This is a genomic window from Sutcliffiella horikoshii, assembly GCF_019931755.1.
Taxonomy (GTDB): domain Bacteria; phylum Bacillota; class Bacilli; order Bacillales; family Bacillaceae_I; genus Sutcliffiella_A; species Sutcliffiella_A horikoshii_E.
In genome coordinates this window covers 2935769-2948576 of record NZ_CP082918.1, presented here as the reverse complement: position 1 = coordinate 2948576, position 12808 = coordinate 2935769, and the positions used below count along the sequence as shown (strand labels likewise).

The following is a 12808-nucleotide window of genomic DNA, read 5'->3' as shown; positions in this document are numbered from 1 at the left end:
GATGAGGTGTTTTTTATGCAACGGTTAATCAAAGGGAGAATCAATAAACTCGGAATCTGTGTGGTACTGCTCTTAAGCCTCCTTGTCGGGAGGCTTGTTCAAGTGCAGCTCATCAGCACAGAATCCTTCACAGATCAACATATAAACTTAATTGAAGCAAGCGTCAAACAGCGAACGCAGTCACTTGTGATTGATGAAGGCCGTGGCAGGTTCATCGACCGTAATGGACTTCCCCTGACTCATGACTATTTTCCAAGTGTCATCTTATTTCCTTTCCTGAACGGGCTCGATTGGCCGAAAGATGAGCTCGCTCGTATTATGGGGATGAATGCATCCGAGATTGACAGACTTCTTGCTGGTGCGGAAAAACCCGTCGTTTTATCAGAAAGTTTAACAGATGAGAAAATGGAACAAATTAACGAGCTTGATTATCCTGGAATTGTAGCATTGTATCGCCAGTTTGAACTCGACGAAAAAATAGCAGAACACGTCATAGGTGTGACTGGGGAAGACGCTGATACATTTATGAAACGTTATTCCGATAAAGTGGAAAAAGAAAATTATTCGCCACATACACCGATCGGGGTTTCCGGCTTAGAAGAGGCTTTCGATGAAATTATTTTACCGGAAGGCTCTACTAAATTACTCTACCATGTTGATCGTTTTGGCGGTCCGTTATTCGGGATCGATGTACGGTATATGTCGCCGTCCAATCCCTATTACCCTCTTACGGTCCAAACGACCCTTGACAGGAACATCCAGCAACTGGCTGAGAAAACCCTTCATGACTATCAAGTTAAAAAGGGTGGGCTGGTAGTCATTGATATAGAAACAAATGAAGTGGTCGCAATGGTATCCAAACCATCCCTCGACCCTGAAAATCCTTCCAAAGGAGCGGGTGCACATAATTTCATGCTAGAAACGCATTTTCCTGGCTCTGTTTTCAAAACGGTTGTAACGGCAGCAGCGATTGAGGAGAACGTTGTGGACAATGAAATGGTGTTTAACTGTGATCTCGATATTAGAGGGAATCTTCTCGAGGATGAAAAGAAGCGTATGGGTGCGATCAACCTCGAAAAAAGCTTTGCCCAAAGTTGTAACTATACTTTTGGCGAGATTGGAAAGCAATTGGCGCAAAAAGATAAGGACGCATTGGAAAAGTATGCAGCAATGCTTGGTCTAACGGGAACCGTTGGATGGAAGGGGGATATGTTTGGTTTTGATGATTTTGTGCAGATCCCTGGTGAAAAAGAGAATATGGTTTGGGATAACGATGAAGATAAAGGCGTGCCCCTCGCTGTAGCGCAGACATCAATAGGACAAAAAGATGTAAAAGTAACGCCGCTTGCCGTGGCAAACATGATGGCAACGATAGCACGTGGGGGAGAGTCAAGGGAAGTTAAATTGGTCAGTGACATACTATACAAAAATGGGACGACCTTGTTTACATTCCCAGAACATGAAAGAGAAGTAGAGAAGCTTTCTTCCTACACAGTCATGCAGCTTCAGCATCTTTTAAGAGAAGTAGTGGAGGGAGATACGGGGACTGGGTGGAGAATGAAAGGCCTCTCTTACGAAGTTGCGGGTAAAAGCGGTACGGCACAGACGGGGAAATTTACAGAAGACGGACGGGAATTATTGAATAGGTGGTTTGCAGGTTATTTTCCTATCAAAAGTCCTAAATATGCGATGGTCATGGTCGAATTAGATGTTGTGGATGAGAACAATGTCTCATCTGGTTACGTGGAAATGGTCGAAGAAATATACAACTGGGAAAACCAAGAAAGATAATGGCAATCCTTTTCACTGTGCTTTTTATAGTATTGATGGTACAATAAGCTATTGTAATTATACTATATATGGCTTTGACTAGGAGGGACTGTCGTGTCTTTAGACTTTAACAAAGGTGGCTCACGTTACGGCCGAACAACCAAACGCAAAAAAACAAACATGATCTTGAATATCCTGATTGGTGTTGTATTCATATTTATCGTCGTTCTTGCTTCTTCCTTGTTCTTCGGAAAAAATGACCCAGCTACAGATAATGAAAACCAGCTGGCTACAGGCGAACAAGAATTAAGTGAAACAGAAGAGAACGAAGCAGAGCAAGAATCAGAAGAAGCTGCTCCTACTGACGAGGAAGAGGCTGCATCTGAGGAAGCGGAAGAATCCGCTGAGAAAGACGCGGAAGAAGAGAAAGAAAAAGAAAAAGACAAAGAAGAAGATAAAGAAAAAGAGGAAGAGTCCAACGAAGCTGACGATTCCGAAACAGAGGTTTCCGAAAACTCCGATGACCCTAATGTCATCAAAACAATGACTAATCCAGGCTGGGGACCTGTTGGAACCTCTCAATCCGAGCCACATACATCCGTCTATGACGAAGGCCATGTTGACTGGAATGAAAAGTTAAAAGCTGTGGAAGCAGCTACCCGTTTGAAAAGCGGCGATTACACATTGATCTTTTTAGGCAATGGCGGCAGTGAGCACTTATCTGTAGCTTCTATCAAAAACAAATCCACCGGCGAGAACTTCAAAGTCTATTTGGAGTGGGTGACCAACAAAGGTTGGAAACCGACAAAGGTGGAGCAGGTTAAGTCGTTGTAACTTTAAATGATAATAATGGTGGCGGACCTATCCCATTGGGGTGGGTCTTTTTTGTGTTGTGGGCTTGTGCTTTGGGGAAGGTCAAGGGATTGAAGTGTTGAAGGGCTTTTGGTGGGTGATCTGTTTCACCACCAAGATAACTTGTGTAACCAAACAAAAAACGCCCCATCCCGAGCGTTCTCATCCATTCCTATTATTTCCCCTTCAACCTAAAATGCACCACTGCACTATAAAACCGTCTGCCTTCCTCATCCACATGCATTTGATGAGAAACGGAGTGGACGCCCAACATAATGGCGCGGTTATGGTCAATCTGTTCATTGATCTTCTTTTCTAAGGTTTTTAAATCAAGAGCTTCAAAAAACTCCACTTTATCTTCTAATAAACTAAATTCAAAGTTCCTCATTAATAATTCCAAGTCCTTTCATCGGGTTTATTTCTCCTAGTTGTCAGAGCGCATGAAATCGCTCCAACTCCTTTTCTATCAACTGTCCAACTACATCGTACCAAACATTTTCGTTGAAGAAAATAGAAAGATGTGTTAGATTGAGAACAGTTATTTTTTTAAAACATACTATACTTATAGGAATTATATAAATTGTAGGTGGAGTGATCATCAATGGGACGTGAATTCGTCGAACTGTTTAATGATTGGGCAAACTATTATGATGCGACGGTTAGCGGCAAGGACCAAGAATATGCCGAGGTTTTCCGTGGCTACGATGATATATTGAAGGATGTGGCCTCTAAGGCGTTGAGTCCTGTCGTAGAATTTGGTGTAGGAACTGGGAATCTCACTGCTGAACTTTTGAAAAAAGGCAAAAAAGTGTATGCGATCGAGCCTTCTAAAACGATGAGAGAAAAGGCGGCAGAAAAGCTCCCGCAAACGGTCAGCCTTGAGGATGGTGACTTTTTAAGCTTTCCTGTGCCAACGGAAACCATCCAATCGATCGTCAGCACCTATGCGTTTCATCATCTGACAGATGCAGAAAAGGAAGAAGCAGTGGCGCACTATGGAAAGTTGCTTGATAAAGGTGGTAAAATAGTATTTGCTGATACGGTCTTTGAAAATGATGATGCGTACAGAGCGACAATTGAACAGGCAGAAAAGCATACGTTTTTAAACTTGGCGAACGATTTGAAAACGGAATACTATACAACGTTAAACGTACTCACCGATATTTTTGAAAAACATGGGTTTGAAGTGGAGTACCAGCGTTTTAATCATTTTGTCTGGGTAATGGAAGCGACAAAACAGTAGCAGGCGGGCATTCACACTCTCTCTTTTCGAAAAAGTGAGTCGGTCCGTCCGCTAATATTAAGAAAAGAGGGATTTTCATAATGAAAGTAGCAATTATCGGAGCAATGGAAGAAGAAGTAACCATCATGCGTGAAAAGATTGAAGGTATGGAAACGACAACTGTTGCATGTTGTGAATATTATACAGGAACATTGAATGGCGTGAATGTTATTCTTTCAAAATCAGGGATTGGAAAAGTAAATGCGGCACTTAGTACGTCTTTACTTTTAGAGCGTTTCAAGCCGGAAGTAGTTATTAATACTGGATCCGCCGGCGGGTTCTCGCCATCCTTGAATGTAGGTGATGTTGTCATTTCAACGGAAGTTCGTCACCATGATGTGGATGTGACGGCTTTTGGATATGAATACGGACAAGTTCCGGGCTTGCCGGCAGCATTTGAAGCAGATGCGAAGCTTATGGCTGTGGCGAAAAAAGCTGCTGAAAATGTGAGTGGGATGCAGGTTGTGGAAGGACTTATCGCGACAGGGGATTCTTTTATGAATGATCCGGTACGCGTAGAAGCGGTTCGTGAAAAGATGCCTGAGTTGCAGGCTGCGGAAATGGAAGCGGCGGCAATTGCACAGGTGTGCCATGCGTTTGAGGTACCGTTTGTGGTAATTCGCGCACTGTCTGATATCGCTGGAAAAGAATCCAATATCAGTTTCGATCAATTCTTAAGCAAAGCAGCATTGCATTCTTCCATGTTAATCGAAAATATGCTGAGTGAGCTGAAAAACGCTTAACACAAAGATGTAATGTCTGCGGGGGGATAAAGGATGAACGTTTTTAAAAATGTCCATGGCTTGATTGGCAATACGCCTGTCGTGGAATTGAGTAATTTTGAGGTGCCAGAAGGGGTCCGACTCTTTGCAAAACTTGAATTTTATAATCCGGGCGGAAGCATTAAAGACCGCCTAGGAAAAGAGTTATTGGAAGATGCGGTCCGTTCAGGAAAGCTGAAAGAAGGCGGAACCATTATCGAACCGACGGCTGGTAATACAGGCATCGGCCTTGCGCTTGCTGCAGTAGGCACGAGCTACAAAGTGATGGTATGTATGCCGGAAAAATTCAGTGTGGAAAAACAGGAGCTAATGAAGGCGCTTGGTGCAACGATTGTTCACACCCCAACACCGCTAGGGATGAAGGGTGCGATCGAGAAGGCGAAAGAGCTTAACAAGGAGATCCCCAATTCCTATTGTCCGCAGCAGTTCGGCAACCCTGCCAATCCAGAAACCTATTACAAAACATTAGGTCCTGAGCTTTGGGAGCAGTTGGATGGACAGGTGGATGTGTTTGTAGCAGGAGCGGGAACTGGTGGAACCTTCATGGGTACGGCTAAGTTTTTAAAAGAAAAGAACCCAGAAGTGAAGACGGTCATCGTGGAACCAGAAGGATCTATCTTAAACGGTGGTGAGTCCGGCCCGCATAAAACAGAGGGCATTGGAATGGAGTTCCTTCCAGGTTATATGGATGAAACGTATTTTAACGCGATTCACACGGTGTATGATGTGGATGCATTTGACCGCGTCAAGGAATTGGCGCAAAAAGAGGGGTTGTTGGTCGGTAGCTCATCAGGGGCAGCGCTGCATGCAGCCTTGGCAGAAGCAAAAAACGCACCAACCGGAACCAACATTGTGATGATTTTTGCCGATAGCAGCGAACGCTATTTAAGCAAAAAGATTTATGAAGGAGGCATTTAATATGCATAAGAAAACAAAATTGATACATGGCGGGATCTTCGGTGACCCACACACAGGTGCCGTGTCTACACCAATCTATCAAGTAAGCACATATAAACAGGAGAGTGTAGGAAACTTCAAAGGGTATGAGTACTCCAGAACAGGTAATCCTACACGCCATGCATTGGAAGAATTGATAAAAGACTTAGAGAACGGAAAAGCAGGATTTGCATTCGGTTCTGGAATGGCCGCGATCACGGCCGTTATGATGTTGTTTGACAGTGGAGACCATGTTGTTTTAACGGATGATGTGTACGGCGGAACATACCGTGTCATGACGAAGGTGTTAAACAGAATGGGAATCAGCTCCACTTTTGTGGATACTAGCAAGGTGGAAAATATTGAGGCAGCCATTCAAGAGAATACGAAGGCGCTTTTCATTGAAACACCTACTAATCCATTGTTAAAAGTGACAGACATTCAAAAAGCTAGCCTAGTTGCGAAAAAACATAATCTCTTAACAATCGTTGATAACACATTCAGCACACCATATTGGCAGACTCCAATCAATCTTGGAGCAGACATTGTGCTTCATAGTGCGACCAAATATATTGGTGGTCACAGTGATGTGGTGGCAGGTCTTGTTGTCGTCAATTCAGAGAAATTGGCAGAAGAGCTGCATTTCGTTCAGAACTCAACTGGAGGCATCTTAGGGCCACAGGATTCTTGGTTATTGATGCGAGGAATCAAGACGCTTGGATTGCGCATGGAGGCGACGGAAAAGAACACTCGTCGCATTGTGGATTTCCTAGAAAGCCATCCTTTTGTTGGGAAAGTATACTATCCTGGATTAGAAGATCATCCGAACCACGAGGTTGCCAAGCAGCAAGCCGGTGGATTTGGCGGCATGGTGTCCTTTGACATCGGAAGTGCCGAGAAAGCGGATCAGCTGTTAGCGAGAATTAAGTATTTCACGTTGGCGGAAAGTCTAGGGGCGGTGGAAAGTTTGATTTCCGTTCCTGCACGTATGACACATGCATCCATTCCGGCAGAGCGACGTGCGGAACTTGGAATTGTGGATGGTTTAGTGCGTATCTCCGTTGGTATTGAAGATGTGGAAGATCTTATTGCAGATCTGAAGCAGGCAATTGAAGGTTAATCCGAGACTTAAGGTCCTATGAGAGAATAGCTCTTATAGGGCCTTTTTTTTTGTGACTCTTGTTTAGCGTTCTAGTAAAAATCTGATATAATATAAAAATAATACATAATTTTCATACTATTTTTACTAGGAGGATTATCATGTCTACAGTACCTGTATTAGAAAAGAATGTTCAAGAAAAGGTGGATGCATTCAACAGATTAGACGAAAAACTGTGCCATTATAATGATGTGTTGGGCCTACTTAGCTGGGACTCCAAAACGAAAGCCCCTAAAAAAGGGCGTTCCTTGTTTGGAAAAGCTCGAGGGACATTGTCAACAGAAGCTTTCAAGCTAGCAATCTCAGAAGAAATGGGAGAATTGCTGACTTTCTTAACAGAAGAAAAGGTTTGGGAGCAGTTGGATGAAGCAACAAAGGCATGTGTCAACGAGAGAAAAAATAACTACGACAAGTCCATAAAAATCCCGGCAGATGAGTATCAGGAGTATGTCATTCTTGTTAATGACGCGAATGAGGCATGGGAGGAAGCGCGTGAAAAGAATGATTTCGCTTCTTACGCCCCTGTACTGGAAAAAGTATTGGCGTTCAAGAAGAAGTTTGGTAAATATTATGGTTATGAGGGGCATCCTTACAATGCGATGCTGAATGAGTTTGAACCGGGATTGACCGTTGAAAAGCTAGATCCATTGTTTAAAGTGCTTAGAGAAAAAAGTGTAGAATTATTGAATAAAATTAAAGCTTCACAGTCTCAACCTCGTGAAGATATTTTCGCACAGGAATACGATATAGAAGCGCAAAAGAAATTCAACCAATATATTTTGCCGCTTATCGGCTTTGATATGGAAGGCGGTCGTTTGGACGAAACGGTGCATCCTTTTGCTTCTTCTGTCAATACGGGCGATGTTCGTATCACAACCCGTTATTTAAAAGATAATGTCCGTTCTGCAATTTTTGGCACCATCCATGAGGCAGGACACGGAATGTATGAACAGGGAGTTAATCCTGCATATGAAGGAAGAGTGATTCGTCGTGGGACATCCTTTGGTATCCACGAATCTCAATCTCGTTTCTTAGAGAATATGGTGGGGCGCAGTAAGGAATTTTGGATTTATTTTTATAAAGATTTACAAGAGCACTTTCCGAAGCAGCTGCAAAATGTTTCACTCGAAGATTTCTATGCTGCAACAAACAGGGTGGAACCATCCTTTATCAGGGTGGAAGCGGATGAGCTGACTTATAATCTTCATATCATGATTCGCTATGAAATTGAAAAAGGTTTATTTGCCGGGGAATATGAAGTAAAGGATCTTCCGAAGGTCTGGAATGAAAAGATAGAGGAGTACCTGGGAATCACACCACCAACAGACACGCTTGGTGTCCTTCAGGATGTGCACTGGTCCTTTGGTGGGTTCGGTTATTTCCCTTCCTATTCATTGGGGAATCTTTACGCAGCGCAAATCCTTTATACGTTTATCAAGGAAATGCCAGATTTCTATGACAAAATCGAGCAGGGTGATTTCATGGCAATTCGCGGGTGGTTAAGAGAGAATATCCATCAATATGGAAAACTTTATTCTCCAAACGAATTGATTGTGAAAGTCACAGGGGAAGAATTGGATGCAAAATTTTTGGTGAGATACTTAGAAGAGAAGTATTCAGCAATCTATCAATTTTAATAAAAGGAAAAGCCTTCTGTTTAACTGCAGAAGGCTTTTTACGTGGTCATTCGTTATTTTCTTTGTCCTCATTCTTCTTCGTATAAAGAGTGCCGTCTTTCACATTTTCATCGGTACTGTTAGAAGTGTCTGGATTATCGACAATGATGATTTCCTCTGTGCTCTCACTTCCAGAGGAACATGCTGTCAGAAAGGTTAAAAGGCAAAAGGCTATGACTAATTTTTTCATTGCGTTCCTCCTCGCTCACAAGTTATTGTTCCATTATAACGGGATATCCTGAAGGAAAAAAGTTTAGGTGGCGAAAAAAAGGATATTGATAGGAAGTGCCTATATAGTTAGTATGGTGTAATAGGGAATATGGTCGCCACACAGGAATAATACGGCAATACATAGCTACTTTCCTCACCGTAAGGAAGAAATTACATACCGGAAAACCTAGCAATCTATGTTAAAGTGAATAATAGATGGGGGGAATCTAGATGAATACGAAGGTTTTACAAGCGAAGATTCAGGATTATACTAGATATGCCATAATTTTAACGACCGTCAGTGTGTTTTTATATATTGGAGTAGCTTTTCAGCATGCAGGGAAAGAAGCTTTGCAGATCTTTACGATGATGGGGGCCACTGTTGTGTTGCTTGGTGGGGCTGTGTTTTTTGTATTGAGAGCGAGAAAGTTGAAGAAGTTGTTGCAAGAGCAGGATGAACAATAAGAAGAGGAGCCCTCGTTGAAGGTTCCTCTTCTTTTAATTTGTTGATTTCCGTTCCAGGCGCTTCGCTTGCCTGCGGGCGGTCCGTGAGCCTCCTCACAACGCTTCAGGGGGCTCACCTGTCCCTTCCTCCCGCGGGCGTCTGCGCGCCTTCCACTCCAATCAACAAGGGACTACTTTCACCTTAGCATCTTATCTCATAGACTTCCGGTATCCGGCTTTTTCTGCTTCTTCTTCGGTGTTGAAGCACTCTTCTGGAATGGTGCGGTCATAGTAGGCTCCGGTTTCCACGTGATAGATTTTTTCTCCGCTTGAGCTGATATTACCTTTTACTGTGCAGTTGTCTGTAACAGGATTTTCCTCGGCGGGAGCTTTAAGCTCAGGATCCTCCACAAATTCAGGGTAAAAGCCATCTTCCTGCGCATAGTTCTCCACACTCCAAATGCCGATACCTTCTGCTTGAGCCTTCTCTTGAATCGCTTGATAAGTATCTACATAGCGGGTGTTAGGTGGGAAAATATAAGCTACTCGTGCCAACCCGCGCTTTAGAAGCTCCTCCTGTGCTGACACACCATTCACATATACATAGGCTAAAATTCGTCCATAGTGGTCGCGTTCGCTTACATCCAGTTCTATTTCTACTTTTCCGCCTTTCATGAACTCTTCCATGAAGTTCTTCGCATCGTGACCAAACGGCTGGGGACCGTCCATTCTAGGGTGATTTGTTTCCGGAGTGTCTACAAGCAAGAACCGGATATTCTCTTCTTTATCATTAATTATCACTTTTATCGTATCACCGTCAATGACACGAACGAGAGGAACCTCTGCCCTTTCATATTCGGTGTCCTCTATTCCAAAGGTTTCTTTATTATTCTCTGCTGAATCTTCATCATCTACTTGTTGTGGTTTGACCTGTTCTTGTTCTGTCTTAGGTGAATCATTCTCGGTTACAGGGGCAGAGCTTTCATCTAAAGAACAACCTGCCAATAGTAGAACAAGAATTAAAAACAAACTATAAAATTTTATTTTCATGGATGTCTCCTTTGCATGCAAAAAGTATTACTCATTATACCATGCAAATACGGTGTTTTTTAAAACAAAGTTTGACACTGTTGAAAGTGGGGTATTTATAGTTTGTGCTTTTAGGAAATACTGTAGAGAAATAATAATTGTATGGGGAGTGAGAAGGTTTTGATAACCTTTCAAGATGTAACAAAAACGTATGAAGACGGGACGACCGCCGTCCAATCCTTTAATCTCGAAATAAAAGAGGGAGAATTCTTTGTTCTGATAGGACCGAGTGGATGTGGAAAAACAACCACATTAAAAATGATCAACCGATTACATAATGTAACAAATGGGGATATCCTTATTGATGGGAAGAGTATCTCTGACCATAATATCCATGAACTTCGCTGGAATATTGGCTATGTTCTCCAGCAAATTGCACTGTTTCCACATATGACCATCGAGGAGAATATATCCATCGTCCCAGAGCTTAAATCTTGGAAAAAAGGAGACATTTCCAAAAGAGTGGACGAGTTGCTGGAGCTGGTAGGATTAGAACCGTCTACATATAAAAAACGAAAGCCGTCTGAATTATCAGGAGGTCAACAACAAAGAGTCGGAGTGGCTAGAGCGTTGGCTGCCAATCCACCTATCATCCTGATGGACGAGCCATTTAGTGCCCTTGATCCGCTTAGCAGGGAACAACTGCAACAAGATTTCCTGAGCTTAAAAAAGAAAATCCAAAAAACCATCGTGTTTGTCACACATGATATGAACGAAGCATTAACGCTAGGCGATCGGATTTGCCTGATGAAAGACGGGGAGGCAGTCCAAGTTGGAACCCCGGAAGAGTTTGTGAATAACCCGAAAAACGATTTTGTGAAGTCCTTTATCGGAAATAGACGCAGCGTTCTTCAGAAAACGATTGAAGAATTACAAGAAGATTTGAAAATGGATCCTCCTGTTACGCCTTTCCGAGAAGTAGACAGTAAACTGACACTTGGCGAGATTCTTGCAATTTTGGCAGAAGAAGAGGCTGTTACGGTCATGCAAGCAACTGAACCTTTGGGCGTCCTTTTACGGAAAGATGTACTGCACTTCCTTCATGAGCAGAGTCAAGAAGGGGGGCTTGTATAATGACATTCCTTCAAGAACTATATGCAGCCCGTGGCGATCAACTTTGGACAGCGCTATTAGAACATATACAAATATCGGTCATTGCACTGGCGATAGCAGTCTTCATATCTGTACCACTAGGTGTGCTATTAACAAGAAAAGAACGAATCGCAGAGCCGATTATTGGAATTACCGCAGTAATGCAAACCATTCCTTCCCTTGCATTACTGGGTCTATTGATACCTCTCGTTGGAATTGGATTTGTTCCGGCAGTCATTGCACTATTTCTTTATGCTTTGCTTCCAATCTTAAGAAATACCTATACAGGAATAAAAGAAGTGGATCCGTCCTTGCGTGAGGCGGCAAAAGCAATGGGGATGACTTCCATGAAAAGATTATTTCGTGTGGAGTTGCCGCTTGCATTGCCGGTTATCATGGCTGGTATCCGGACTGCCATGGTCTTGATTATCGGTACAGCAACCATTGTGGCTTTAATTGGAGCCGGAGGATTAGGGAGTCTCATTCTTCTTGGAATTGACCGAAACGACAATGCGTTAATTTTGCTAGGAGCAATCCCGGCGGCACTTCTTGCAATTTTATTTGATATCATTTTACGAATGATTGAAACGGCAGCAAGAAAAGGATCTGGTAAGAAAGCCCTTATCATAGGAATTGTTGTCGTCCTTCTTTTCTTATCTCCTTTTGCGGTGATGAAAGCAACAGAAGCAGATTTAGTTATCAGTGGAAAAATTGGTGCAGAGCCTGATATTATCATCAACATGTATAAACTCTTGATTGAAGAAGAGACAAATCTGCGAGTTGAATTACGTCCGTCACTTGGGAACACGAGCTTTGTGTACCGAGCGCTGAAAAATAAAGATATCGACATCTATCCAGAGTACTCTGGAACGGCCATTGTCACCTTACTGGAAGAAGAACCGGTCAGCATTGATGATGAAGAAGTTTTCGAACAGGCGAAAAAAGGACTGATGGAACAGGATGAGCTTGTGTTCCTAGAGCCAATGGGCTTTAATAACACATATGCTTTAGCTATCCCTGAAGACTTTGCTGAACAAAACGACATTAATACAATTTCTGATCTGAACGGTGCGAAAAATGAAATAAAAGCAGGATTCACTTTAGAGTTCTCCGACCGTGAAGACGGATATTTAGGGATTCAAGAAGTGTACGGCATCACTTTCCCTAACCTGACCACCATGCAAGCAAAACTGCGCTATCAGGCAGTGGAAAATGGTGATGTAAACTTAGTGGACGCATACTCGACAGATGCCGAAATCAAGCAATTCGATTTACGGGTATTGGAAGATGACAAAAACCTTTTCCCTCCATATCAAGGAGCGGCATTGCTCAGAAAAGAAACCCTTGATGAGCATCCAGAACTAGAAGAAATCCTAAATGAATTGGAAAACCAAATTAATGATGACGAAATGCGTGACATGAACTACCAGGTAACCGTTGAAGGAAAGACCACATATGAAGTGGCCAAGGAGTTTTTAGAGAAAAAAGGCTTGTTAGGGGAATAGACACAAAAAAA

At 42.7% G+C, this 12808-nt stretch carries 13 protein-coding genes; 10 read left to right on the top strand and 3 right to left on the bottom strand.

All coding sequences use genetic code 11. The features are described 5' to 3' along the window. Window positions 1–15: 15 nt before the first annotated feature. Both K7887_RS15230 and K7887_RS15225 read left to right on the top strand, forming a co-directional pair. On the top strand, window positions 16–1791 hold the full coding sequence (locus K7887_RS15230) for a peptidoglycan D,D-transpeptidase FtsI family protein (protein WP_223490307.1): 1776 nt from the start codon (window positions 16–18) through the stop codon (window positions 1789–1791). Between the two features lie 93 nt (window positions 1792–1884). Then, on the top strand, window positions 1885–2604 hold the full coding sequence (locus tag K7887_RS15225) for a YrrS family protein (protein WP_223490306.1): 720 nt from the start codon (window positions 1885–1887) through the stop codon (window positions 2602–2604). 193 nt (window positions 2605–2797) lie between these two features. Here the strand turns inward: K7887_RS15225 and K7887_RS15220 are convergent, their stop codons facing one another. Further along, window positions 2798–3010: a YrzA family protein gene (locus tag K7887_RS15220; protein ID WP_010196105.1), complete on the bottom strand. Its 213-nt coding sequence runs from the start codon at window positions 3008–3010 to the stop codon at window positions 2798–2800. 213 nt (window positions 3011–3223) lie between these two features. Between K7887_RS15220 and K7887_RS15215 the strand changes: the two genes are divergently transcribed. The 5 genes from K7887_RS15215 (at window position 3224) to K7887_RS15195 (ending at window position 8418) form a co-directional block, all read left to right on the top strand. Further along, window positions 3224–3865, top strand: a complete 642-nt coding sequence (locus K7887_RS15215) for a class I SAM-dependent methyltransferase (protein ID WP_223490304.1) — start codon at window positions 3224–3226, stop codon at window positions 3863–3865. 80 nt (window positions 3866–3945) lie between these two features. Next, the gene (mtnN, locus tag K7887_RS15210) at window positions 3946–4647 is read left to right on the top strand and encodes a 5'-methylthioadenosine/S-adenosylhomocysteine nucleosidase (RefSeq protein ID WP_223490303.1); all 702 of its coding nucleotides are present in this window, start codon (window positions 3946–3948) and stop codon (window positions 4645–4647) included. Between the two features lie 33 nt (window positions 4648–4680). Beyond that, window positions 4681–5604, top strand: a complete 924-nt coding sequence (locus tag K7887_RS15205) for a PLP-dependent cysteine synthase family protein (RefSeq protein WP_223490302.1) — start codon at window positions 4681–4683, stop codon at window positions 5602–5604. Between the two features lies 1 nt (window position 5605). Further along, window positions 5606–6742, top strand: a complete 1137-nt coding sequence (locus tag K7887_RS15200; protein ID WP_223490301.1) for a bifunctional cystathionine gamma-lyase/homocysteine desulfhydrase — start codon at window positions 5606–5608, stop codon at window positions 6740–6742. 140 nt (window positions 6743–6882) lie between these two features. Then, window positions 6883–8418, top strand: coding sequence for a carboxypeptidase M32 (locus K7887_RS15195; protein ID WP_223490300.1), 1536 nt, complete (start codon window positions 6883–6885; stop codon window positions 8416–8418). 46 nt (window positions 8419–8464) lie between these two features. Here the strand turns inward: K7887_RS15195 and K7887_RS15190 are convergent, their stop codons facing one another. Next, complete coding sequence (locus K7887_RS15190; RefSeq protein ID WP_223490299.1) at window positions 8465–8647, bottom strand: putative periplasmic lipoprotein; 183 nt, start codon at window positions 8645–8647, stop codon at window positions 8465–8467. A 251-nt stretch (window positions 8648–8898) separates the two neighbouring features. Between K7887_RS15190 and K7887_RS15185 the strand changes: the two genes are divergently transcribed. Then, window positions 8899–9132 (top strand): YrhC family protein, encoded by a 234-nt coding sequence (locus K7887_RS15185; protein ID WP_223490298.1) that lies wholly within the window; start codon window positions 8899–8901, stop codon window positions 9130–9132. 189 nt (window positions 9133–9321) lie between these two features. On the opposite strand, the gene K7887_RS15180 is transcribed toward K7887_RS15185, so the two are convergent. Then, complete coding sequence (locus K7887_RS15180) at window positions 9322–10161, bottom strand: thermonuclease family protein (RefSeq protein WP_223490296.1); 840 nt, start codon at window positions 10159–10161, stop codon at window positions 9322–9324. Window positions 10162–10320: 159 nt separating this feature from the next. On the opposite strand from K7887_RS15180, the gene K7887_RS15175 reads away from it, so the two are divergent. Further along, entirely contained in the window at window positions 10321–11274 is a 954-nt protein-coding gene (locus tag K7887_RS15175; RefSeq protein ID WP_223490295.1) for an ABC transporter ATP-binding protein, read from the top strand. After that, on the top strand, window positions 11274–12797 hold the full coding sequence (locus K7887_RS15170) for an ABC transporter permease/substrate-binding protein (protein ID WP_223490294.1): 1524 nt from the start codon (window positions 11274–11276) through the stop codon (window positions 12795–12797). Before K7887_RS15175 ends, K7887_RS15170 begins: the two co-directional genes overlap by 1 nt. The last annotated feature ends 11 nt before the right edge of the window (window positions 12798–12808 follow it).

What these genes read in the sequence shown, in the direction of transcription:
- K7887_RS15220 (WP_010196105.1), bottom strand. Translation starts at nt 3,010, where the DNA reads ATGAGGAACTTTGAATTTAGTTTATTAGAAGATAAAGTGGAGTTTTTT.
- K7887_RS15200 (WP_223490301.1), top strand. Translation starts at nt 5,606, where the DNA reads ATGCATAAGAAAACAAAATTGATACATGGCGGGATCTTCGGTGACCCA.
- K7887_RS15185 (WP_223490298.1), top strand. Translation starts at nt 8,899, where the DNA reads ATGAATACGAAGGTTTTACAAGCGAAGATTCAGGATTATACTAGATAT.
- K7887_RS15180 (WP_223490296.1), bottom strand. Translation starts at nt 10,161, where the DNA reads ATGAAAATAAAATTTTATAGTTTGTTTTTAATTCTTGTTCTACTATTG.
- K7887_RS15205 (WP_223490302.1), top strand. Translation starts at nt 4,681, where the DNA reads ATGAACGTTTTTAAAAATGTCCATGGCTTGATTGGCAATACGCCTGTC.
- K7887_RS15195 (WP_223490300.1), top strand. Translation starts at nt 6,883, where the DNA reads ATGTCTACAGTACCTGTATTAGAAAAGAATGTTCAAGAAAAGGTGGAT.
- K7887_RS15170 (WP_223490294.1), top strand. Translation starts at nt 11,274, where the DNA reads ATGACATTCCTTCAAGAACTATATGCAGCCCGTGGCGATCAACTTTGG.
- K7887_RS15230 (WP_223490307.1), top strand. Translation starts at nt 16, where the DNA reads ATGCAACGGTTAATCAAAGGGAGAATCAATAAACTCGGAATCTGTGTG.
- K7887_RS15190 (WP_223490299.1), bottom strand. Translation starts at nt 8,647, where the DNA reads ATGAAAAAATTAGTCATAGCCTTTTGCCTTTTAACCTTTCTGACAGCA.
- K7887_RS15215 (WP_223490304.1), top strand. Translation starts at nt 3,224, where the DNA reads ATGGGACGTGAATTCGTCGAACTGTTTAATGATTGGGCAAACTATTAT.
- mtnN (WP_223490303.1), top strand. Translation starts at nt 3,946, where the DNA reads ATGAAAGTAGCAATTATCGGAGCAATGGAAGAAGAAGTAACCATCATG.